Source organism: Staphylococcus sp. AtDRG32 (genome assembly GCF_004365845.1).
Classification (GTDB): Bacteria; Bacillota; Bacilli; order Staphylococcales; family Staphylococcaceae; genus Staphylococcus; species Staphylococcus hominis.
Map to the genome: position 1 here is coordinate 236,554 of NZ_SODE01000002.1, position 23,531 is coordinate 260,084.

Sequence of the window (23,531 nt, forward strand, 5' to 3'; positions counted from 1 at the left end):
AGAATATAAAAATTATAAAAAATTTAAATACAAAGTTATTGCTTTTTTATAAAAGAACAGATATAGTTGAGAACGAAATTATTACGTTTTGGAGGGGTTTGTGTGAAGAAGATGATCGCAATTATCGGTTTGATGTGTTTGTGTCTCATATTATCTGCTTGTAGTACAAACCGCGATATCACTCACAAACAGAAAAAAGTAACAACTGAGAATAAATTAAAAATTTATACCACGGTTTTTGCGTTTGAAAGCTTTACAAAACAAATTGGTGGTAAATATGTGGATGTAGATACGATTTATCCACCGGGTGCTGATATGCATACATATGAACCTAGTCAACGCGATATGATTAATATTGCAAAAAGTGATTTATTTGTTTATTCAAGTGATCATCTTGATCCAGTAGCAGCTAAAATTACAAAATCAATGAATAATAATGATATGAAATTAGCGGTTGCAAATAGTTTAAATAAACAAATCCTTGTGAATGAAGATGATGATCACGATGAACATGGACATCATCATGAAGCAACATCATATGATCCTCATGTTTGGCTTGATCCAATACTAGACCAACAATTCGCAAAGAAAATTAAAGATGATTTAGTTCATAAAGATCCTGCGCATAGTAGATATTATGAGCATAACTATAAACAATTAGTTGAAGATTTAAAACAAATTGACCATACATTATCTAACATAACGACGCGTCCTAAACGAGATAAAGTAATTATTTCTCATGATTCATTAGGATATTTAGCGCGACGTTACCACTTCGAACAAGAAGGGGTTAGTGGTATGAATAATAAAGAGCCAAGTCAAAAAGATATCTTAGCGCTCATTAATCAAATAAAAGACACACATGAACCGTATATTTTATATGAACAAAATATTTCTTCAAAAATAACCGATGTGATTCGTAAAGAGACCCAAACTCAACCTGTAAATTTTAATAATTTAGCAGTATTGTCTCAATCTCAATCAGAAGATCAAACACTCACTTTTCAATCCATTATGAAAAAAAATATTCAAGCCCTCGATAAAGCATTAAACAAATAAAAAGGAGAGCAAGAAAGAATGGCGTTACATTCTTTCTTGCTCTCTTTTTTTATTTTTAATTTACCATCTAATATAACTTACAGTTGTATTGTAATATTCTTCAAAACCATGAATACCGTCTGCGCCACCAAGGCCAGATTCTCTCCAACCTGCGTGATAACCATTGACTGCTTCTTCTGCCTCACAGTTCGCATACACTTCTCCAAATTTTAAACGTTCAGTAGCTGTCATAATTTCTTTTAAGTTTTCAGAGAAAATATAAGATGATAGACCTGCGTTAGTGTCGTTTGCCATATCAATAACGTCATCAAAGTTTGTATACGTAGTTATAGCAAGCACAGGACCGAAAATTTCTTCTTTAAAAGCACTATCAGTTGTTTTTACATGATCTAAAATTGTAGGAGCGTAGAAGAATCCTTCACGATCTAATTTATAGCCACCTAATACTAAATCTGCGCCATGTTTTACTGCTTCTTGAACTTTATCATCAATACTATCTAATTGTTTTTGATTAATGATTGCACCATAGTCAGTGTTTTCATCGTATGGATCTCCAACTTGAAGCGCATCCATTTTATCTTTCACTTTATTAATAAAGTCATCATGTACATCTTCATGAACAAAGATACGTTCTGGACATGTACATACTTGGCCAGCGTTATTAATACGTGCAGTAACAATATAATCAACAGCTTTATCTAAGTCAGCGTGTTGTGTGACAAGAACAGGAGCATTTCCACCTAGTTCTAAGTTAAGTTTTTTAATGCTGTCAGCCGCATTTTTAAATACAGCTTTACCTGCGCCCATACTACCCGTTAATGAAACAAGCTGAATATCTTTATGAGTTGCCAATTGTGTTCCAACTGTTTCACCAGTACCTGGAACGATTTGAATAAGACCAGCTGGAATAGTTGAATCACGGAAAAGTTCAGCAATTTTTAATGTTAATAATGTTGTTTCTTCACTTGGTTTGATAACGACAGAACAACCCGTTACAATAGCTGGAATCACTTTACGCATAAGCACTAAAATTGGAGCATTCCAAGGCACAATACCAGCCGTCACACCGATAGGTTTTTTTGTCAGTTGAATGGTTTCGTTTACTATACTATTTTGTAATACTTCACCTTTGTTACTCATACTTAAACTTGCCATATAATCAATGAATTCTATTGATTTATCAATTTCACCTTTAGCTTGTACTATTGTTTTACCTTGTTCTTTAACGTATAAATGAGCAATGTCATCTTTATGTTGTTCAAGTAAAGGAATTAATAATTTTACATGCTCAGCACGTGTAGGAGCTGGTACTTTTTCCCATTCAAGTTGAGCGTGTTTAGATTTTTCAATTGCGTCGTTTACCTCTTCTTCAGTAGCGAATGTAATCGTATCGATTGTTTCTCCCGTAGCAGGGTTAATCACGTCCATTGTTTCGTTTGACTTACTTTCTACAAATTCATTATTAATAAATAGTTGATTCGTCATTAACGACACCTCCATACCTATTATTCCCGTAAAGTATTAAATTTAATCTATAAAAAAAAGAAGATTCAAAAGGAGATTAATGTTCTCCCTTTGAACCTTCTTTTTTTGAATATTTAAAATGTCTAACCCCTTTATATAAAATAGGAATGAGTAGAATAAAGCCAAATAACCCCATAATTGGAAATACTTTGCCAATGAGTGAAATAAAGCCGATAAATGTACAAATGAACGTCACGATTGTCATGACGATAATAAGTACAAAATATTGTTTTGAAAACGGTGTTGTGAAACGAGAGGCGAATGCGTACATTAAGCCTACAATAGTATTATAGATAACTAGAATCATAATAATAGACATGATAGTTCCCAAAATAGGTGAGATATGTCGTGCCAATAATAAGGTTGGAAGCGCTACGGATTTAATATCATTAAATTTTGTCATTAAGCCTAAATTAATCATTAAAAGTAAAAATGTAATAATGACGCCACCGATTAATCCCCCCCAAATAGAAGCACGTTGGTCATGTAAACGTCCCCCCATGACACTTAGAAAACTGAAGGCAGCAGCAATTTGTAAACTGGCATAATTGATGCCATCAAACCACCATCCAAGTGAAATAGATGATTTATGCTGTGCATATTGATTTGCACTTTCAAAGTCAAGATGGCCAGTTGCAAGATAATATATCGCAATAATTGTGACGACGATAACTAAGAAAGGTGTAACGATACCGAGTACTGCAATTAAACGATCAAATTTTAAAAATAATGTAATCAAAATAAGACCTACGAGAATAAGTGAACTAAGCCAATAAGGTAAATGAAAACTTTCTTGAATTGTAGATGCACCGCCCGCGCTCATAATAATAGCGAGTGAAAACAAAAATAATGTTAGAATAATATCAAATAATCGAGCAATCATAGGGTGCAAATAGTAATGAATGGATTCTGAATGATTATGTGATTTTATGTTGTAACCAGTATTTAAGACGAACATACCGCCTAGTGTGATGATTAATCCTGTAATAATAATCCCTAATACACTGAATTGACCGTTACTTGTGAAAAATTGGAATATTTCTTGACCTGTAGCAAAACCAGCACCAACGACAACACCTACAAAGGCAAATGCTACGATCATCGATTCTTTTAAAACTTTCATTTTCAAAAATCCTTTCTAAATCAAACACATGAGAATATATTAATCTATTTTAAAGGACATTTTGTTAAAAATAAATATTAAAGTTTACTTGTAATGAACATTGTATTTCTCAAAAATACATTCGAAAGAATTTGTATAAATTTTAAGTTATATGGGGTATATAATAGTTTATAGTTCTCATATAAATGTTATTTAAAAAATGTATTTAATATACTATACATTATTCAGTAAAGTTTGATAGGATATTGCAATATATTCAATTTAAATAAGGAAGGTGTAGATATGTTATTTGATTTACCTGTAATGCTAGTTATTGTATTATTTCTTGCATTAGGTATCTTCAGTCAATGGCTAGCAAATCGAATTAAATGGCCTTCGATTGTAGTCATGTCGATTGTTGGTTTATTAGTCGGACCTATATTAGGACTAGCAAATCCTGAGCATACGCTAGGTTCAGAGGTATTTAGTCCAATTGTATCTCTTGCGGTAGCAATCATATTATTTGAAGGAAGTAGTAATCTAGATTTTAGAGAATTAAAAGGCATTTCTAAGGCGGTTATACGTATTATTACGATAGGCGCCACAATTGCATGGGTTCTTGGAGCTATTGCCTTACATAAAATTTTAGGTTTTCCTATTTCTATCGCTATTGTTATGGGTGGATTACTTCTTATTACTGGACCAACGGTGATTCAGCCACTGTTAAAACAAGCCAAAGTTAGAAACAGTGTAGATACTGTCTTACGTTGGGAAAGTATTATACTTGATCCACTTGGTCCAATACTAGCATTAGCTGCATTTTATGTGTATCAAATCGTTGGACAAGGTTTTGGTTTCCAATTACTCCTTATATTTATTTTTAAAATGTTGATTGTAGCATTAATTGGCTTTGGTGCTTCATTCTTCTTCAATTGGCTCATCCAACGCGATGTCATACCACAAAATTTAATGCCTTCCATTCAGTTGGTGTTTATATTGCTCGTGTTTAGCATCTGTGACCAAATTCTCGATGAATCTGGTTTACTGGCAGTAACCATTTTTGGATTAATGATGGCACGTTATAAACGACATGATTTAATTTATAAAGAGTCAGATCATTTTATTGAAAATATGTCTTCCATTCTAGTTTCAACGGTGTTTATTTTAATAACATCATCATTAACACCCTCTGTATTGATGAATGTATTATCATGGAAGCTTGTGATTTTCTCACTTGTTATGATTGTGTTAGTACGTCCCATTGCTGTTTTATTATCTACCATTGGTACTGAAATCACTAAAAAAGAGCGTGCGCTTGTAGCCATGATGGCACCAAGAGGGATTGTGGTATTAACTGTAGCACAATTTTTCGGTGGATTATTTTTAAATGATAATATGAAAATGGCATCTTATATTACACCGGTAACATTTGGTTTAGTATTTATTACCGTAGTCATATATGGTTTTAGCTTTACATCAATAAGTAAAATGCTTGGTTTAGCAAGTACTGAACCTCCAGGTGTCATTTTAGTAGGTGAGAGCGAATTCTCTTATCACTTAGGTAGACAGTTACAATCGCATGGTATTCCAGTGATGGTGTTTAACTTGTTTAGTAACACTTCTGATAAAGCTGAAGAACTCGGCTTTGAAATTTTTAAAGGAAATTTATTATCAAGTAGTGATCGTATGTATGCAGACTTAATTCGCTATAACAAATGCTTATTAATGACCAAATCATTTATTTTTAATAGTCTTGCATTTAATGAGTTAGTTCCAGAATTTGGATTAAATAATGTAAATATGATGCCAGTATCCTTTACAGATGATCAAGCACGTAATAATTTAAATGGACCGCTTCGTAATCATATTTTATTCGATGAAAAGCATAGTCCAAGATGGTTTGACAATGTGATTACGAATCAAAATATTGTCGAAGTTCCAGCCTCTTCATATCATGATATTACAGATAAAGATATGATTATTTATCACATTAATGACGATAAAGAAGCGACATTCCATAGGAGTACAAAATCAATGGATGAGTACGACAATGGAACTTATGGTATTTTAAGAAACGTATATAAATAATAAAAACGCCCGGCGACAGTTCATTTGAACTGTTGCTGGGCATTATTATAGGTTTATTTTAAATATCTGTCGTGCATTAATAATTTTAACATGCGAATTTGTTCCATAATGTCTTTACCGACATTCGTATCTCTAATCTTTTTACGTTGTAATTCTTCATCAACGACACGTCGTACTGATAGTTCATCAGCACCATCAGATAAGACATTCTCTTTAGAATCAAAGAATTGGTGTGCTACAAGTTGCATACCAAATGAATTGTAAAGTAACGTGTAACCTGCGATACCTGTCGTAGATTGATAAGCTTTTGAGAATCCACCATCAATGACTAACATCTTCCCATTAGCTTTAATAGGATCCTCGCCATCGATTTCTTTTACTGGTGTATGTCCATTGATAATACGACCTTCATCAGGATTAAGTCCGAAATCTTTTAGCATTTTGCGAATCATATCAACATCTTCACGTAAGTAATAATAAGGGTTTTTCGGTTCTTTATGAGACGCTTTATCTTCAATGAAGTAGCGCTCAAATGTAGTCATGGCACGTTTACCAAATAAAGAACTGTATTTTCCTGTCCATAAATACCATACAAGATCCGTAGATAAATCATCTGTTTTCTCTTTGTCGCTAAACGCTAAGCGCACGTGACGTTCAAAGACATCTAATAAATCACGACCTTTATGTTTTACACCTTCAATTTCAAAAGATTCCATTTCGCCATTATCATCTACAGGAATGCAACCATGAATAAGAAGATTTCCATTATAAGGGAGATATAATTTACCTTTTTGCATTAGAAAGGCCATATGACGTTTTAATTTTTCAGATTGTTGGAAAGACAGTAATAATTTATTAACAACATCTTCTTCTTCTGGTAATAATTTTGCAGGATCTTTAGGGTCCACCGTACTAAAGCAAGTATCTTTTAAAGGATACGTTTTACCATAAATTGTAATTTCGTTTGTATCATAATTTATTTTTTCTAAAACTAAACGGTCTTCCATTTCAAAACTTGGGCGACGTTTAATAATTGGCATTTCAAGCTTAAATTGAATCATTGCAATGGCTTGGTGAATCTTAGTAATTTGTGCTTCTTCGTGTTTAGATAAGCCCACTTTTTTATCCGGACGTTTTTTCGGTTTGAACGCTGGGTTATCGCCATCGTAATGTTTTTCAGCTAAAGTGAGGAGGGGTCTTAAATTAATACCATATGCATCTTCAATAATATCTAAGTTATCGTAGCGTGCACATATACGTAGTAAATTGGCTAAACACACTTTAGAACCTGCATAAGCTCCAATCCAAAGTACATCATGATTACCCCATTGAATATCAACAGAATGGTAGTCAATTAATGTATCCATAATTTTGTCAGGTTCTGGACCACGATCGTAGATATCACCCACAACATGAAGATGATCGACGACAAGACGTTGGATGGTATAAGATAATCCAATAATTAAATCATCTGATTGATCAAGCTCGATAACTTGATTTAAGAGCGTTTCATAATACGATTTTTTATTGTTAAATTCGTTATTTTTATAAAGCAACTCTTCAATGATATATGTATACTCTGAAGGTAAAGCTTTACGTAGTTTTGAACGCGTATATTTTGAAGAACAATATGTGATTAAATCAATCAAACGCTCGATTGTCAGGATATACCATTCATTTAACTCACGTTTTGAATTAAAGTCATTCTTAATGAGCTTTAATTTTTCTTCTGGATAATACACTAGTGCAGCTAAATCATCTATTTCTTTTTGAGATATGTTACCTGCAAAAATATCGTTAATTTTAGCACGGACATTACCAGAGCCATTTCTTAATACGTGTTGGAACGATTTATATTCACCATGAAGATCGCTGACGAAGTGTTCAGTACCTTTTGGTAATTCTAAAACGGATTCTAGATTAATAATTTCTGTTGCAAGTTTTTCAGGACTATCAAATTGCTGAGATAGTAAATCCAAATACTTTTTCTTTAATTCACTTTCCGTAGATTGAGACATTTGATTTCACTCCTGTATAGGAAATTTATTAGATCATAAGCAGAGTAATAAAACCGCTTACATAAATTATCGTTAAAAAGCATCACTTTTTCAATAGTGATGCTTGAATTGTTGTAAATTTAATTTGAAAGTAAAATTAATGTACTTATTTAGCGTTATTTTTTTTGAAGAATAGACGATAGAGTACATAAAGAATAATAATGATAAGAATCACATACATAAAATAAGAATATGTATGGATGCCAGACATTAATACATCGAAACTATCGCTAAGAAGACGACCAAGTAAAATTAAGGTAAAGTTCCAAATCGTTGTGCCTAATAAAGATAACATCGTAAATGTTGCAACATTCATTTTATTGATACCTGTTGGAATAGTGATTAATACACGTAAAACAGGAATGAAACGACATAATAGAACTGCCCACGCGCCATAACGTTTAAACCAGTCGTTCGCACGTTTCACATCATTTCCTTTAAGTTTGAACCATTTACCATACTTATCAACAAATCGATAAATACTTTCCTCTTTAATTAAACGACATAAATAATACAAAATAAGTAAACCGATAAATGAAGCAATTGTTGAAATAATAAATAAGACTAAAATTGAAAGACCTGATTTAACTGACATTAAACCTGCAAATGTTAATATAATTTCAGAAGGCACAACAGGTAAGACATTTTCTAATAAAATAAGAATGAAAATGGCTGCATAACCCCATTGACCTATAAAATTTGTAATAATTTGTTCCATTATAAAGTTAAAAATCCTCCGTTATTAAACATTTCTCGAATAAAAAATTCATAGTAAATTCATTATATAGGAATTTACTATGAAATGCTTGTTATAACATGATATGGATTGTACAACTCATTTTAAGGATTTTAAATATTGATGATACAATTTTTCTGCTTCATTATCATCTTCAACGCCATAGACATTCATTCTACCATCTTTGAATAAGGTGATGTCATAATTACCATCTTTAATTAGCTTTGCAAATGAGGTTGACTTCACAATATCACCTGGGAAATGTTCAGCATAGTCAAAAGCAGTAGGTTGATATCTAAATAGGTAGGTTTTTCCGCATAAGCTTTCAATATTCTGTTGTTGTTTCGTTTCTAATAATTCGTAATGACTTTTACTACATACGTCACATTCATCATCTTTTAAAATATCGATATTCAATGCTTTATAATCAATATGAAATGCATCAAGAGTAATTAACTTATGAGAAAATCCATGACCAGATAAATAACGAATCGCTTCTGTGACCTCATAGCTTGCTACCTGTGTAATCACAGGCGGTAATACGCCATTAATAGCACAACTCTCTGCACTGGTTGGAATTTGTTTTAATAAACATTTCAAACAAGGTCCTTTGAAATCAATGCCGTAAACGGTACCTTTACTGCCTACAGCAGCACCATACACCCACGGAATATGGTTTTTTTGACAGGCTTCGTTAATAAGATAACGAATTTTGAAATGATCCATACCATCAATGACAATATCAGGATTGACGGCTTTTAAAATGTCCTCAATAGTTGTAGAGTCAATTTCTTGGTAATAAGTTTGAACGTTTACATTTGAATTAATGTGTTCAATCTTTTGTTTAACTGCGTGAACTTTAGGGACCATATGGTGAGCATCATCTTCAGTATAGAGTGCTTGGCGATGTAAATTAGATAATTCAACGATATCCATATCGACAATGGCTAAATGATGCGCACCCATACGTGCTAAAAGCTCTGCAACGTGACTTCCTAACGCGCCTGCACCAAGTATTAAAATGGTTGCATTGGAGAGGGCAGTTTGGCCATCCTCTCCAAATGCATGATAACGCAATTGACGGTTATAGCGTTGCATTATAAGAATCCTAAACCTTCAGTAGGGCTTGATGCTTGGGCAGTATATTTTACTGGAATACGTCCTGCTTCATATGAGAGACGACCTGCATGAATACCAAGTTTCATTGCTTCAGCCATTTTAACAGGGTCTTTTGCACCTGAAACTGCAGTGTTTAAAAGAATAGCATCAGCGCCTAATTCCATCGCATGACACGCATCTTTTGGTGAACCAATACCAGCATCCACAATAACGGGAACATTTGAATGTTTAATAATGTAACTTAAATTAAGTTGGTTATTAATACCACGTCCAGTACCTATTGGAGAAGCAAGTGGCATGACAGCATGAACACCTAATTCTTCTAAACGTTTCGCTAATACGACATCATTAGAAATGTAAGGACATACGATATAACCTTTTTCTAATAACACTTTACATGCTTCATATGTTTCAAATGGATCAGGTAACAATGTTTCATCGTCACCGATCACTTCGACTTTAATCATATCGCATACGCCAGCGTGTTTTGCAATTTCAGCGATACGAATCGCTTCTTCAGCAGTTTTGGCGCCGGCCGTATTTGGAAAAGTAATAAAGTCTTTAAGATTAATATTTGCTAATGGATTAGGTAAGTTTTTATCATATAAATTCATACGTCTTACGGCAAAAGTTAGTACATTCGCTTCTGCTGCTTCAATCGCTTTTGTTTGCGTCGCTTCATCTTCAAATTTTCCTGTACCTAATAATAAACGAGATTTAATTTCTAATGGTCCAATTTTAAACATTTTATCCGCCTCCAACAAATTCTAATAATTCTAATCGATCATCTTCACGTACTGTATGTTGATCGTAGTCTTCTTGTTTAATTAAAGTTTTATTATATTCGACAATGACACGTTTAGGGTCTAATTCAAGAGATTCAAGTACAGATGTAATAGATTGTTCTGAATCAAAATTGAATGTGTCCCCATTAATGATACACTTCATGATTTAACCTCCTTGAAGCACTAAATGATTCATATCGACGCGGTTTAACACCGGTGAGTATCCAATTGGCAATATCACGCCCAATAATAGGTGAAAGTAAAATACCGTTACGATAGTGACCAGAAATCACATATAAATCTTCATCAATACGGTCCATTATCGGTATTTCTCCTTCAGTATATGGACGGACACCAGACCACTGTTTAATGACTTTGCCGTGTGCGAGTTCTGGTATACGTTCATTTGCAAAGTGGTGTAACCAAGAGATGCCATCGTCTGTATTACCAACTGAATAGTTATCAAACTCGCTTGTGGCACCAATTAAGAAACGATTTGGATATTTTGGAACGATATAACAGCCATTGGTCATAAATACGGTTTCTTTTAAATCCAAGTGGTCATTTTCAATCAGTAAGACTTCACCTTTTACACCGACGACATCTCTAGGTAGTGAGTATTGAGTTAATAATTTAGATGTCCATGCGCCTGCTGCCACAATGACTTTCTTAGCTTGTAATGTGCCTTGTGACGTTTCAACATCGTAGTACCCATTTTGGCGCTGAACAGATTGTACCTCTGTATTGACATATCGCTTAATTTGACGTTGCTTTAAAGATGTAAATAAAGCTTTAGTGTAGTGATTGGCATTAATCTGTCCATCTTGTGGAATGTAAATAGCCATTTCACTTGATGTTACTGTGCCATTCGTTAAATGAGTCAGTTCCTCATCTGAAAGAACAATGACACTAGAATCTAAACCACTTAAAAACTGATACTGTTTTTCTAAACTTTCAACATCTTCAGGACGATTAGCTACTTTAATTAAACCTGAATTTTGAAACTGAATATCAATACCTGTCTCATCTTCTAAATCTTGACATAATTGTGGAAAGAGACTTCGTGATTCAAGAGCAAGTCTAAATAAATCAGTATCTTCAGTAAATTCATTTTGAGCACCTAACATGCCACCTGCTTTATATGACGCGTGTTTACCTGGTACGTCACGATCAATAAGTGCAATGTCAAGGTGAGATTGACTTAATTGGCGTGCAATAGACATGCCAATCACGCCCGAACCTATGATTAAAACATCATGCATCTTTCAACCACTCCTTTCGCAATAGTTCAATTTGTTGTAAAGATGCGTTCATAAAAAAAGAAATCGCACAAATTCCTTTAAAACCATGAGGTAATTGAAGAATCGTTTTTTCAGTGATACCTCCAATGGCATAAATGGGAATAGGAATCTCTAACACACGTTGAATCTCTGCTTTTGATCGAGGCAATTGATTAGGTTTTGAAGGTGTCTTAAAAATGTGACCAAAAAAGACATAATCAAGATCGTGTTCATAAGCTGCTTTAACAGATTCAATTGAATGTGTAGACATACTCACTTCAATCTCTGGATGCGTTGATTTATAGCTAAATGCATCTTCATCCATTTCTCGAAAATGAATATGAGAGAGGTGAAGTTGTTCAAGTAAATGTACATCACTATGAATAATGATTTTTGATTTAGGGAATCCTTTTTCTATAAGTGATGTTAAAAATGAAGACAAATCACTTGATGACATGGGAGTACGAAACAATAACCCATCTATTCCATCCGAGATATCAAGAAAATGTTGTACATCATCATTGGTTAAATCTTTATATTTTGTTATCGCTATAAAAATGAACATCACTCCTTATTAAACAAAAAAACGCTATTTCCCTGTAGTAGGGAAATAGCGTTTTGTTTAACTTTACGATATCCTAGTCGCCACTTTCCTACGCCAGTACAAACTGGATCAGGTTCCAGGAATTATAAAGTTCGTTCTTTACTCTCAGCCTTAAACAAAGGCACTTCCAGTGGATTGTTTATTCAGTTGTGTTTAAAATAAACATCAGCGTTTTTGCTTCAATTTTATTCTACAACCTTTTTTAATAGAGTTCAAATACAAAAACAAATTAGATTTGTAGCAATATACTTTTTAATCAGTAAAACACATTTTACATAGCTATGTATAAATAAAATAAAAAATATTCAAAAAGTAATTGTAAACGCTTGCAAAACCTGTTAATATTATAAAAAATATAGCAAAAAGCTTATGATATGGGGCTTGAAAGGCGGTTAAAAAAAGGGAACAACATGATTGGGAGTTTTCATTATCAACGTGTAAGTAGAATCAACACAACTTTAAAGGGAAGCAGGAAAAAATTATGGTACAAAGACAAAAGAAAAGTAATGTTCGTTGGTATTTCGCTATCGCATTCTTTATTATTGGGGTCATTGCATATATGGATAGATCTAATATCTCATTTATTGCACCTCAAATGATGGAAGATCTTCACATGACAAAGCAACAATTTGGTTTATTAGCTTCATTCTTCTCACTAGGTTATGCATTGATGCAAGTGCCTTCAGGTATGTTAGCAGAGAAGTTTGGTCCACGTAAGATGATTTCAATCGCATTATTATGGTGGAGTGCATTTACAATTTTAACGGGAATGATTAAACATCATGGTTTATTATATTTAGTACGTTTCTTATTTGGTATCGGAGAAGCGCCAATGTATCCATCTAATGCAGTATTCAATTCAACTTGGTTTGCTAAAGATGAAAAAGGGAGAGCATCGAGTGCGTTGTTAGCAGGATCATATTTCGGTCCAGTATTAGCACCAGTAATTACTATCGCAATTGTTAATGCATTTAACTGGCAAGCCGTATTCTACATTTTTGGGGCAGTTGGTATTGTGATTGCAGCACTTTGGGCAATTATTGCAAAAGATTTACCTGAGCAACATCGCATGGTCAATGATGCAGAAAAACAGTATATCATGCAACATCGTGATTTAGTAGAAACAACTAAATCCGTAGCACCTTGGAATCAATTTTTTAAACGCATGAGTTTCTATGCCATTGCAGGGCAATATTTCGTAGTTCAATTTGTTATTGCTCTATTCTTAATTTGGTTACCTACTTATTTAACTGAGCAATATCATGTACAATTTAAAGATATGACAATTAGTGCTTTACCATGGTTTATTATGTTTATTTTAATTTTATCTGCGGGTGCGATTTCAGATAAAATTTTGCATAGCGGTCAAAGTCGTTTTGTAGCGAGAGGGTTAATTGCAATTGTTGGCTTTATCGTATTTGCTATCTCCATCTTCTTTGCAGTTCATACACAAAACTTATATGTGACCATCTTTTGGTTATCACTTGGCTTAGGTGGTATGGGTATTTCAATGGGAATGAGTTGGGCAGCAGCAAATGACATTGGACGTAACTTTGCTGGTACAGTATCGGGTTGGATGAATTTATGGGGAAATATTGGTGCGTTAATCAGTCCATTTTTAGCAGGTGCATTAGTATCATCACTTGGCTGGACAATGACATTCCAATTATTAATTATTCCAGCGGTGATTGCAGCTGTATTATGGTTCTTCGTTACACCAGACAAACCATTAATTAAAGATGAAAGTAGACATATTAAATAAGATTTATACATTATCCACAAAAGTGAAAGCCTGGGACATCATCAGTTGTCTCAGGCATTTTTAATATATTGACTGTCGATGACTGAATTGAAAATCAATGTTACCTCTCTTCTTACTACTGTTTTCTTTTTATAATATCCGGGTAAAACGTTATAATTATATTTGGAAGGTGATTATATGATTATTATTAATGCGAAGCTTAAAATTAAAGAAGATGTGCGTAATGACTATTTAGATTTAATGAACAAATTAGTTCAAAGTTCACGTCAAGAACCGGGTAATACATTTTATGCTCATTATGAAGATGTAGCAGAACATAACACATTCGTTGTTGTTGAAAATTATAAAGACCAAGAAGCGGTTCAAGCACATAACCATTCAGATCATTTCAAAGCATTTAGTGAAAATATAGGAAAATATGTCGCTGAAGAACCTGTCATTGATGTAGCAGAAACAAAATAATAACTAAACATGCCTTGTCTAAGTGATATTTGTACTTGGGCAAGGCGTTTATCATGTTATGATAAGATGGTATGAAATAAGATGGTATGAAAAATGAAAGGAAAGATAGTAGTGGGACATGTGATTGCTTCATTAATAAGGTTTGATAAGCCTAAAATTAATCTATGGAAAGGTATACGCCAAGGATTATTAATGATTATCCCAACATTGATAGGGTATTTACTAGGACATTTTAGTTTTGGTCTACTCGTAGCAACCGGAACTTTGGCACATACTTATGTATTTAAAGGTTCAGCACAATCAATGTTAAGAACAGTCATTATTTGTACGTTATCCTTTACCATTTGTATGATGCTTGGAACATTAACTGTCAATCAGCCAGTTCTGTACGGCGTATTATTATTGATCGTTACTGTCATTCCATTCTATGTATTTAATGTGTTAAAAATTGCGGGTCCTTCATCCACATTCTTTTTAGTTACATTTTGCTTATCCAGTAACTTACCTGACGCTCCAGAACAAGCACCGATTCGTGGCTTAGCGATTTTTATTGGAGGAATGTTAGCGACATTAGTCGTCATTTTAACTATTGTATTCCAAAAACAAAAAGCTGAAGATCGAGCGATTACCTCTGACTTTCAGACGATTAATAATTTAATGCATAACTTTAATGATGCTGAAAAATTTAATGATATTTCACAAGACACAGTAACGAAATTTAAAAATTCAGAGAAACTATTGATTACATCGACTACTGCGATGAGTGAAAAGTTAAGTTCTCGCTTTGAAAAGTTATTGCTTCTTCATACATCAGCCCAAGGAATTTATGCCGAGTTACTTGAACTAAATGAAAAAAATATTCGTCCCATCCCTCAAGAACTGATTGAGATGATGGATATGATTACAAGAAATGCCTATAAATTATCTTCAAAACGAGAAAAATGGACGAAAAAAGTCGATGTGGATGAACCATTTGAAAGTTTGATGCAACACATACTTAAAATAGACGAAATTGCACAATTACAACCGGAACAAATAGAATCTGAAGCGAGTATTCGTAAGCCATTATATAGTAAACGTATCGTTCAAAACTTAACACTCGATTCCATTATTTTCCGCAATGCATTAACGTATGCTGTTATTATGGGCGCAGCTATTTTTGTATCGTTATTTTTCAATATCCAACGTTCATATTGGATTCCATTATCCGCCCATACAGTATTATTAGGATTAACGACGATTCGGATGTTAGACCGTTCATTAGCACGTGGTCTTGGAACAATTGTAGGGACTTTACTTCTATCAGCCATACTCTTTTTCCAACCTCATTTAATTGTCGCAGTCATTTTAATGGGGCTGTCTGCTATGATGACAGAAGGATTTGTCGCAGCAAATTATGCTTTTGCAGTTATTTTTATTACAACACAAGTCATCCTGTTAAATGGTTTAGCCTCTGGTAATTTATCCATTGATATTGCGTATACACGAATTGTTGACGTATTGATCGGGATTGTGATTGCGGTCATTGGTGTTTTAATCATTAATCGAAAAAATGCTTCAACCATGTTACCTACTGTGATTGCAGAAGTGGTACGTAAAGAAGCGGTTATTTTCCAATATTTATTTTCAGAAAATAAATACCAAGATACAGCACGTGATAGAACAGAAAGTTTATCATTATCTGTAAAAATGAATAACATGACACAAGTGTACAATTCAGCCAATGGTGAATTATTCTCAAGTAAAGAGGCCATTCGTTATTATTATCCAAGTATTTTTGCCTTAGAAGAAATTAGCTTTATGTTAATGCGTGCAATGCAAGACAAACAACGTCAACGCATTTCAGAAAAACAAATGGGAGAATATCTTGTCACATTTGAAAATGTAGCAAAACATTTTGAATTACGCGGTAGTCTTAATGAAAAAGAATTGACCGATTTACCACAGTATAATTATTTAAAATCTGCCTTAATGAAGTTACAAGATAATTGTGTAGCAACACGTAAAGACGTTGATCATACAAATCATCAGAAAACGGTGGACGCTTAATATCAATGTATGACGTTTCATTATAGCGTAGGGTGGTAAAGCTTACTAAACACTATAGAGGAGCGTGACATCATGCCTTGGACAATGAATGATTATCCACAAACTTGGAAACATTTAGATGAATTAGAGCGTAAAAAAGCAATTGATATTGCAAATGCGATGTTAAAAGATGGCTACAAAGAGGGAGACGCTATTCCTATTGCAACAAAACAAGCAGAAGAATGGTACAAAGATGCCAGTAAAGAAGAATTAGAAGAATTAAAACATAAACATATTACTCAACATCAAAAAGATCCATCAGCACGACCTGAACTGAATGATGAAGATGTTCATGTATATTATGAGGATCATGAATGGAAAGTTAAAACAGAAGATGCAAAACAAGCGTCTGATACGTTTAGTACTAAAAAAGAAGCAAAACAACGTGCCAAAGAAATTGCTGATAATCGTGGTACACATGTGATTGAACATCAAAAAGATGAATAATGTAATAGAGTCCGAGTAGCAATGAAACTTGCTATTCGGCTTTTTTATGACTAAATGACTCAGACTAAATGAGTAGCGTCAAGTCTAGGTTATCATTTTTAGTTCACTTAAGAGTTAGATATAATATACAGTGATGATTAAAGGAGGCAACAAATATGTACGTAGAGAGAAAACCATCATTGTACATTGAAGAGCTACGCAGTGAATTCAAAGAAAATATTGATAAGTTTAAGAATGGAGATGAAGCCTTCGATAAGCTAGTAGGTTTCGTAGAACTCGATCATCTATATTCTTCTGCATTAAAAGAGATTAGTACGAAGTTAGATATTTTGGATGACAATTTTAATCATATTTACAAACATAATCCAATTCATCATATGGAACGTCGCGTCAAAGAAATGACGAGTTTAGTTAAAAAATTGCAACGTAAAGGTTTAACTATAGATGCGGAAACAGCGAAAACCAATATTTTAGATATCGCTGGTATTCGTGTGGTATGTAATTATCTTGAAGATATTTATGTGATTGAGAAATTATTATTAAAACAAGAGGACGTTAAATTACTTAAGCGTAAAGATTATATACAACACCCAAAAGAAAATGGTTATCGCAGTCTTCATATAGTCGTGTCGATTCCAGTCTTTCTAGCTGATAGAGTAGAGATTACACCAGTAGAAATTCAAATTCGAACTATTGGTATGGATATGTGGGCAAGTTTAGAACATAAAATTCGTTATAAAAATAATACCAATACAGAGGACTATAAAGACAAACTTAAAGAATGTGCAGTAGAAATCTCAGATGTCGAAGCAAAAATGCAAACCATTCACTCAGAGATTCAAGATAAAGATAAATAATTTAGTCATATAGCGAAACGATAGAAATGTATAGCTATTGTTTCGCTTTTTTATATAAAATAAAATGATATATTTTTATGATAAAATAAATTAATAGTAATATATATTTTTTGGGGTTTTAAAATGATTAAACAGAATTTTAAGTCACAACGATATGAACTAAAACAATTTAAGGGTGAACACATTGAAGTCGCATTTGCCGGAAATATGAAAGCAGATAGAACCATCGTATTTATACATGGAGCAATGATGACATATCGCATTATGTTGTTGTTTGAGCCTTATTTTAGAGAGAACAACCTTATTTTTGTTAACTGTCCAAGTAGAGGCGAAAGCTCTAACATTGTAAGAGAACAACATACGTTAGATGATTATTCTGAGCGTATCAATGATGTGCTTTCACAAGTTATCGAAACATACGGTATTAAAAACTTAGTTATCATAGGTTATTCTATGGGAGGAATGATAGGAACACGCTTATTAAAATTTAATACGTTACCTATTTCACATCTGGTTTATTTAAATAGCGCTGCACGTATTACACCAAATCAAAGTATGTTGTCACGCTTATTTACTTCAAATAGTAAAAGAGATCATTTTAAAGATGAGATGATTGCCTTTAAAAATTTACCGCAGTATATTTTGAAAAAATCTTTTCATAACAAAAATAATAGTATTCGTAACTTATTTTCATATATTGCACCCATTAAAACGATTATTACAGATATCATTTATTCTACAAACGCAGATTACCTTCCAGATATAGAGGAAATAGAGCAATTTCCTAAACTTTTATTTATTTCAGGAGAAGATGACGAAATCATTCCTTACACTGATTCACAAGAAACAATGAAAATGTATAAAAAATATGGCGGTGAAGTAAATGAAGTCGTGTATTCTGGTATCGGACATATCGACTTTCCTGCTGTCTTGGATAATTTGCCTAATGGAACCATAGGTATTATTGACCACATTAAACAGTGGATTCAAGAAGAATAAGACGACCGGCAGACTGCATAAGCAAATGTAAAAATCATACTTGCTTATGACGTAGCGTCATTAGCTATGTTAACAGTAGGAGGTGAATGATATGTCACACTATACGATTGGAGAATTGGCAAAACGGAATAATGTCACGATTCGAACACTACAATATTACGATCGAAGAGGATTACTTATAGCTCATCGACAAACTGACTCTAATCGCAGATATTATACTGACGAACATGTAAAGCAGCTTGAATTGATTTTAGTATTAAAACAATTAGGATGTACGTTAGATGAAATAAAGACATTACTTGATGAAGATACAAATATGAACACGTTTAAAACATTACTTTCATTGAGAAAAGATGCGTTACATTCAAAAGTAGAGATGTACAGTCATACATTAAAACAAATTGAAAAAGTCGAAACATACATTTCTGAGCAATCAAGTGCGCCTATTAACCATCTTACTGACATAGATGACGCTATGAAACAAGAATATAAAATAGCATACTTTAGAAAAAAGATTTGGATAAGTGCTGGAATCTTAGGGATCATACACTATAGTGGTTTACTATTAAGTCTATTAGGACGTTCAATTAAGCCATTGATCGTTATATTCCCCATCTTAATCACATATGCCATTGCGCTGACAGCAATATATTTAAAAAAAGTGTTATATCTATGTCCGAATTGCCAGCATACATTTAAACCTACATTAGGTGCCTTCGTGAAAGCGAAACATACACCTAAAACAAGACAATTAACATGTCCCAACTGCCATCAAACACATTATTGTATCGAAGTATATCAAAACGAATCGTAATAAACACCTGGCTTATCATGAGCTAGGTGTTTTAAATTACAAAAAAGTAAGCGTTTGCAAAATTAGAATGAGTGTATTACTATACTTGTATACAAGTTAACGTATTGAGGTGAAAACATGGAACAGCATTATCCGAAACAATGGAAAAACAGAATGACTACAGGGGAAAGTATCGCTGCGGAACTTAGGTTTCAGATTGTTAACAGTACACTTGAACCCGATACATTACTAACTGAAAATCAAGTGGCTAAACAATTCGATGTAAGTCGTTCTCCAGTTAGAGATGCATTTAAATTGCTAAAAACGAATCAACTCATTCACCTCGAGCGCATGGGTGCAAGGGTTCTTGAATTTGGTGAACAAGAAAAGAAAGAATTATATGATTTACGATTAATGCTTGAATCCTTTGCATTTTCAAAATTAAAGCATATTGATAGAAAAAAAGTGATTAAAGAAATGAGAAAACATTTAGAAATGATGAAAGTTGCTGTTCAATTTGAAGATGCTGAATCATTTACGCAACACGATCTTCAATTTCATGAAGCATTGATTCACGCCTCTCGACATCATTATCTTCAAACATTTTGGAACCATTTGAAACCCATTGTAGAAGTACTTGTATTATGTTCAATGAGAGAGCGAATGAGAACAAATAAAGAAGATTTTGACAGAATACACCGTAATCACTCGATATTTATAGAAGCGGTAGAACGTTATGATACGGATACGTTAAGAGAAGCGTTTCATTTAAACTTTGATGATGTAGGTAAAGATATTGAAAGCTTTTGGTTACAATAAATAGAAGGAAGAAGGAATAGGTATGAAATACATGATTGGAGTAGATATTGGAACAACAAGTACGAAGTCAGTACTTTATGATGAACATGGTCAATTTATTACAAAGCATCATATTGGCTATCCTTTACATACGCCAAATGTTGATGTTTCAGAAGAGAATCCTGACGAATTATTCGATGCCGTATTAATGACCGTCAAACATGTGGTTCGCGAATCTGGGGTGCGTAAAGAAGATATTAAACTCATTTCTTTTAGTGCGCAAATGCATAGCTTAATTGCATTAGATAGTCAACACGAGCGCTTAACTGAAAGTATAATTTGGGCGGATAACCGTGCGAATCAATATGCTGACTTGATACATGAACAACCAGATATTTATCAAAAAACTGCAATATTTGCGGATATTAAAACGTATATTTTCTATCAACTTTATGGAGAATACGTGATGGATCACTCTATGGCTTCAGCAACAGGTATGTTTAACTTACAACAATTAGACTGGGATCAAGAAGCACTTGAATTACTCGGTATTTCAACCTATCAATTGCCTCAACTTGTACCAACGACCTATATTTTAAAAGGGATGAAAAAACGTTATGCCACATTGATGGGCATCGATGAAAATACGCCGGTTGTGGTTGGTGCAAGTGATGGGGTGTTATCAAATTTAGGCGTTAATAGTTATAAAAAAGGTGAAGTTGCAGTCACAATTGGGACATCAGGTGCGATTCGTACAGTCATTGATAAACCTCGTACAGATTATAAAGGCCGCATTTTCTGTTATGTCTTAGATGAAGAGCATTATGTGATTGGTGGACCGGTCAATAACGGGGGTGTCATTCTTCGATGGTTACGAGATGAATTACTCGCCAGTGAAGTTGAAACAGCAAAACGCCTGGGAGTGGATCCTTACGATGTACTTACTAAAATAGCGAGTCGTGTTAAGCCAGGTGCAGATGGCTTAATTTTCCATCCGTATCTTGCGGGAGAGCGTGCACCCTTATGGAATGCGAATGCACGGGGTTCATTCTTCGGGTTAACATTGTCACATCAAAAAGAACACATGATACGCGCTGCACTTGAAGGGGTGTTGTACAACCTTTATACCGTCTATTTAGCACTTGTTGAAGTAATGAATGAAACGCCAAATACGATTAAAGCAACAGGAGGCTTTGCGAAAAGTGAAGTATGGCGTCAAATGATGGCAGATATTTTTGATACTGATGTTATCGTACCAGAAAGTTATGAAAGCTCTTGTCTAGGTGCGTGTGTCCTTGGTTTAAAAGCATTAGGAGATATTGAAGATTATTCAATTATCGAAAATATGGTGGGTACGACTCATGCACATCAACCCAACCAAGATACAGTAAACGTGTATCAACAACTTGTAACGATATTCATAAACTTAAGCCGTACACTTGAAGATCGCTATGAAGAAATTGCAGATTTTCAACGTAAACATATGAATTAATCTACGTATTTAAATCAATTAAACGTCAAAGGGGAGAAGACAAATGGGAACAATATGGACACTAGCAAGTGTTGTTATTGGAATCGTATTACTATTGACACTGATTATTTTCTTAAAACTAAATACATTTATTTCATTAATTATTACATCGATTGTCACGGCCATCTTATTAGGCATGCCTTTAAATAAAGTAATGGAAACGATAGAAGCAGGTATGGGCGGTACCCTAGGTCATATTGCACTCATCTTTGGATTAGGCGCAATACTTGGCAAATTACTGGCAGATGGTGGAGGCGCCAATCGTATTGCAGATACACTGATTGATACATTTGGACAAAAACACGTTCAGTGGGCGATGCTGATTGCAGCTTTCATCGTTGGTATTGCATTATTCTTTGAAGTAGGACTCGTATTACTCATTCCACTTGTTTTTACCATTGCTAAACGTGCGAAAGTGTCACCACTGAAATTAGGATTACCTATGGTAACAGCGTTATCTGTGACACATGGTTTCTTACCACCACATCCTGGTCCTGTGGTCATAGCAAAAGAATTAAAAGCGAATATTGGACAGGTGTTACTATATGGGATTATTATTGCCATTCCAGTGACACTCATTGCAGGTCCGATTTTTAATACATTTGCACAAAAACTCATCCCATCTGCTTATACACGTGAAGGGGATATTTCAGCACTTGGTTCACAAAAAGAATTTAAAGCATCTGAAATGCCAAGTTTTGGTTTAAGTATACTCACTGCTGTATTACCTGTTATTTTAATGTTATTATCAACGGTTGTTCAATTAGTGACTGGACATGAAAATGCTGAAAATCTGTTTGAACAAATCATTTACTTTATCGGTACAGCAGGTACAGCGATGTTAATTTCAGTCATCTTTGCTATTTTTTCAATGGGCTTACATAGAGGAAGAAAAATGGATGACATTATGAAATCTGTAACGAATGCTATTTACCCAATCGGTATGATGATTTTAATTATTGGTGGCGGCGGTACATTTAAACAAGTCCTCATTGATGGCGGTGTAGGGGATACAATTGCTAAGTTATTCGAAGGTTCAACCCTGTCACCTATCTTACTAGCATGGATTGTCGCTGCAGTATTACGTATTGCACTAGGCTCAGCAACAGTCGCAGCGATTTCAACAACAGGTATCGTTTTACCATTATTACAACATTCAGATGCAAATGTGGCACTTGTCGTACTTGCCATTGGTGCAGGGAGCGTGATCTTATCACACGTTAACGATGCTGGGTTCTGGATGTTTAAAGAATATTTCGGATTGACCGTTAAAGAAACCTTCTTAACTTGGTCATTACTTGAAACCATCATTTCAGTATCGGGCATCATCTTTATCTTATTCATTAGTTTGTTTGTATAACTGATAAAAGAAGTGAGAGAGAAATCAATGAATTTCAATCTTACTTCTTATTTTTTTATAGCATGGAAGAATACAGTCAA

At 33.9% G+C, this 23,531-nt stretch carries 21 protein-coding genes and 1 riboswitch; of the genes, 12 read left to right on the forward strand and 9 right to left on the reverse strand.

Annotated elements, in window-relative coordinates; all coding sequences use genetic code 11:
• Positions 1-102 precede the first annotated feature (102 nt).
• The gene (locus BDW25_RS05195; RefSeq protein WP_133945009.1) at positions 103-1,059 is read left to right on the forward strand and encodes a metal ABC transporter solute-binding protein, Zn/Mn family; all 957 of its coding nucleotides are present in this window, start codon (positions 103-105) and stop codon (positions 1,057-1,059) included.
• A gap of 60 nt (positions 1,060-1,119) precedes the next feature.
• Here the strand turns inward: BDW25_RS05195 and aldA are convergent, their stop codons facing one another.
• Together aldA and BDW25_RS05205 are read right to left on the reverse strand one after the other, a co-directional pair.
• On the reverse strand, positions 1,120-2,544 hold the full coding sequence (aldA, locus tag BDW25_RS05200) for an aldehyde dehydrogenase (protein ID WP_049418988.1): 1,425 nt from the start codon (positions 2,542-2,544) through the stop codon (positions 1,120-1,122).
• A 76-nt stretch (positions 2,545-2,620) separates the two neighbouring features.
• On the reverse strand, positions 2,621-3,706 hold the full coding sequence (locus BDW25_RS05205; protein ID WP_133945011.1) for a YkvI family membrane protein: 1,086 nt from the start codon (positions 3,704-3,706) through the stop codon (positions 2,621-2,623).
• Positions 3,707-3,988: 282 nt separating this feature from the next.
• Here BDW25_RS05205 and BDW25_RS05210 point away from each other — a divergent pair, with 282 nt between their 5' ends.
• A complete protein-coding gene (locus tag BDW25_RS05210) occupies positions 3,989-5,773 on the forward strand; it encodes a cation:proton antiporter (protein WP_133945013.1) in 1,785 nt (594 codons plus the stop codon).
• Between the two features lie 53 nt (positions 5,774-5,826).
• Here the strand turns inward: BDW25_RS05210 and BDW25_RS05215 are convergent, their stop codons facing one another.
• The 7 genes from BDW25_RS05215 to BDW25_RS05245 form a co-directional block, all read right to left on the reverse strand.
• Positions 5,827-7,791 (reverse strand): fructose-bisphosphatase class III, encoded by a 1,965-nt coding sequence (locus tag BDW25_RS05215; RefSeq protein WP_064207100.1) that lies wholly within the window; start codon positions 7,789-7,791, stop codon positions 5,827-5,829.
• Positions 7,792-7,936: 145 nt separating this feature from the next.
• Complete coding sequence (gene uptA / locus BDW25_RS05220; RefSeq protein WP_133945015.1) at positions 7,937-8,548, reverse strand: undecaprenyl phosphate transporter UptA; 612 nt, start codon at positions 8,546-8,548, stop codon at positions 7,937-7,939.
• 117 nt (positions 8,549-8,665) lie between these two features.
• Positions 8,666-9,664 carry a HesA/MoeB/ThiF family protein gene (locus BDW25_RS05225; RefSeq protein WP_133945017.1) on the reverse strand — a complete coding sequence of 333 codons (999 nt, stop codon included), beginning with the start codon at positions 9,662-9,664 and terminating at the stop codon, positions 8,666-8,668.
• Entirely contained in the window at positions 9,664-10,431 is a 768-nt protein-coding gene (locus BDW25_RS05230; protein WP_002454859.1) for a thiazole synthase, read from the reverse strand. Before BDW25_RS05230 ends, BDW25_RS05225 begins: the two co-directional genes overlap by 1 nt.
• A 1-nt stretch (position 10,432) precedes the next feature.
• Positions 10,433-10,633: a sulfur carrier protein ThiS gene (thiS, locus tag BDW25_RS05235; RefSeq protein WP_049432659.1), complete on the reverse strand. Its 201-nt coding sequence runs from the start codon at positions 10,631-10,633 to the stop codon at positions 10,433-10,435.
• Positions 10,617-11,732, reverse strand: a complete 1,116-nt coding sequence (thiO, locus tag BDW25_RS05240) for a glycine oxidase ThiO (protein ID WP_071860241.1) — start codon at positions 11,730-11,732, stop codon at positions 10,617-10,619. The genes thiS and thiO overlap by 17 nt, the downstream gene beginning before the upstream one ends.
• Complete coding sequence (locus BDW25_RS05245; RefSeq protein WP_002488780.1) at positions 11,725-12,315, reverse strand: thiamine phosphate synthase; 591 nt, start codon at positions 12,313-12,315, stop codon at positions 11,725-11,727. The genes thiO and BDW25_RS05245 overlap by 8 nt, the downstream gene beginning before the upstream one ends.
• 68 nt (positions 12,316-12,383) lie before the next feature.
• Positions 12,384-12,493: riboswitch (TPP riboswitch) on the reverse strand.
• Positions 12,494-12,835: 342 nt separating this feature from the next.
• Between BDW25_RS05245 and BDW25_RS05250 the strand changes: the two genes are divergently transcribed.
• The 10 genes from BDW25_RS05250 (at position 12,836) to BDW25_RS05295 (ending at position 23,451) form a co-directional block, all read left to right on the forward strand.
• Complete coding sequence (locus BDW25_RS05250) at positions 12,836-14,116, forward strand: pyruvate MFS transporter (RefSeq protein WP_049418967.1); 1,281 nt, start codon at positions 12,836-12,838, stop codon at positions 14,114-14,116.
• Positions 14,117-14,293: 177 nt separating this feature from the next.
• Positions 14,294-14,578, forward strand: a complete 285-nt coding sequence (locus BDW25_RS05255; RefSeq protein WP_002448351.1) for a putative quinol monooxygenase — start codon at positions 14,294-14,296, stop codon at positions 14,576-14,578.
• A gap of 111 nt (positions 14,579-14,689) precedes the next feature.
• Entirely contained in the window at positions 14,690-16,627 is a 1,938-nt protein-coding gene (locus tag BDW25_RS05260) for an FUSC family protein (RefSeq protein WP_208318179.1), read from the forward strand.
• Positions 16,628-16,699: 72 nt separating this feature from the next.
• A complete protein-coding gene (locus BDW25_RS05265; protein WP_049334727.1) occupies positions 16,700-17,113 on the forward strand; it encodes a DUF2188 domain-containing protein in 414 nt (137 codons plus the stop codon).
• A gap of 155 nt (positions 17,114-17,268) precedes the next feature.
• Positions 17,269-17,970 (forward strand): GTP pyrophosphokinase, encoded by a 702-nt coding sequence (locus BDW25_RS05270; protein ID WP_133945022.1) that lies wholly within the window; start codon positions 17,269-17,271, stop codon positions 17,968-17,970.
• Between the two features lie 123 nt (positions 17,971-18,093).
• On the forward strand, positions 18,094-18,969 hold the full coding sequence (locus BDW25_RS05275; RefSeq protein ID WP_071860245.1) for an alpha/beta fold hydrolase: 876 nt from the start codon (positions 18,094-18,096) through the stop codon (positions 18,967-18,969).
• A gap of 91 nt (positions 18,970-19,060) precedes the next feature.
• Positions 19,061-19,783: a MerR family transcriptional regulator gene (locus BDW25_RS05280; protein ID WP_133945024.1), complete on the forward strand. Its 723-nt coding sequence runs from the start codon at positions 19,061-19,063 to the stop codon at positions 19,781-19,783.
• A gap of 117 nt (positions 19,784-19,900) precedes the next feature.
• Positions 19,901-20,581, forward strand: a complete 681-nt coding sequence (locus tag BDW25_RS05285) for a GntR family transcriptional regulator (RefSeq protein WP_133945026.1) — start codon at positions 19,901-19,903, stop codon at positions 20,579-20,581.
• A 22-nt stretch (positions 20,582-20,603) separates the two neighbouring features.
• Positions 20,604-22,052, forward strand: coding sequence for a gluconokinase (gntK, locus tag BDW25_RS05290; protein ID WP_133945028.1), 1,449 nt, complete (start codon positions 20,604-20,606; stop codon positions 22,050-22,052).
• Between the two features lie 43 nt (positions 22,053-22,095).
• Positions 22,096-23,451: a gluconate:H+ symporter gene (locus BDW25_RS05295; protein ID WP_133945030.1), complete on the forward strand. Its 1,356-nt coding sequence runs from the start codon at positions 22,096-22,098 to the stop codon at positions 23,449-23,451.
• The last annotated feature ends 80 nt before the right edge of the window (positions 23,452-23,531 follow it).

What these genes read in the sequence shown, in the direction of transcription:
- aldA (WP_049418988.1), bottom strand. Translation starts at nt 2,544, where the DNA reads ATGACGAATCAACTATTTATTAATAATGAATTTGTAGAAAGTAAGTCA.
- thiS (WP_049432659.1), bottom strand. Translation starts at nt 10,633, where the DNA reads ATGAAGTGTATCATTAATGGGGACACATTCAATTTTGATTCAGAACAA.
- uptA (WP_133945015.1), bottom strand. Translation starts at nt 8,548, where the DNA reads ATGGAACAAATTATTACAAATTTTATAGGTCAATGGGGTTATGCAGCC.
- BDW25_RS05255 (WP_002448351.1), top strand. Translation starts at nt 14,294, where the DNA reads ATGATTATTATTAATGCGAAGCTTAAAATTAAAGAAGATGTGCGTAAT.
- BDW25_RS05265 (WP_049334727.1), top strand. Translation starts at nt 16,700, where the DNA reads ATGCCTTGGACAATGAATGATTATCCACAAACTTGGAAACATTTAGAT.
- BDW25_RS05215 (WP_064207100.1), bottom strand. Translation starts at nt 7,791, where the DNA reads ATGTCTCAATCTACGGAAAGTGAATTAAAGAAAAAGTATTTGGATTTA.
- BDW25_RS05210 (WP_133945013.1), top strand. Translation starts at nt 3,989, where the DNA reads ATGTTATTTGATTTACCTGTAATGCTAGTTATTGTATTATTTCTTGCA.
- BDW25_RS05280 (WP_133945024.1), top strand. Translation starts at nt 19,061, where the DNA reads ATGTCACACTATACGATTGGAGAATTGGCAAAACGGAATAATGTCACG.
- BDW25_RS05245 (WP_002488780.1), bottom strand. Translation starts at nt 12,315, where the DNA reads ATGTTCATTTTTATAGCGATAACAAAATATAAAGATTTAACCAATGAT.
- BDW25_RS05270 (WP_133945022.1), top strand. Translation starts at nt 17,269, where the DNA reads ATGTACGTAGAGAGAAAACCATCATTGTACATTGAAGAGCTACGCAGT.
- gntK (WP_133945028.1), top strand. Translation starts at nt 20,604, where the DNA reads ATGAAATACATGATTGGAGTAGATATTGGAACAACAAGTACGAAGTCA.
- BDW25_RS05275 (WP_071860245.1), top strand. Translation starts at nt 18,094, where the DNA reads ATGATTAAACAGAATTTTAAGTCACAACGATATGAACTAAAACAATTT.
- BDW25_RS05285 (WP_133945026.1), top strand. Translation starts at nt 19,901, where the DNA reads ATGGAACAGCATTATCCGAAACAATGGAAAAACAGAATGACTACAGGG.
- BDW25_RS05230 (WP_002454859.1), bottom strand. Translation starts at nt 10,431, where the DNA reads ATGTTTAAAATTGGACCATTAGAAATTAAATCTCGTTTATTATTAGGT.
- BDW25_RS05250 (WP_049418967.1), top strand. Translation starts at nt 12,836, where the DNA reads ATGGTACAAAGACAAAAGAAAAGTAATGTTCGTTGGTATTTCGCTATC.
- BDW25_RS05225 (WP_133945017.1), bottom strand. Translation starts at nt 9,664, where the DNA reads ATGCAACGCTATAACCGTCAATTGCGTTATCATGCATTTGGAGAGGAT.
- thiO (WP_071860241.1), bottom strand. Translation starts at nt 11,732, where the DNA reads ATGCATGATGTTTTAATCATAGGTTCGGGCGTGATTGGCATGTCTATT.
- BDW25_RS05205 (WP_133945011.1), bottom strand. Translation starts at nt 3,706, where the DNA reads ATGAAAGTTTTAAAAGAATCGATGATCGTAGCATTTGCCTTTGTAGGT.
- BDW25_RS05295 (WP_133945030.1), top strand. Translation starts at nt 22,096, where the DNA reads ATGGGAACAATATGGACACTAGCAAGTGTTGTTATTGGAATCGTATTA.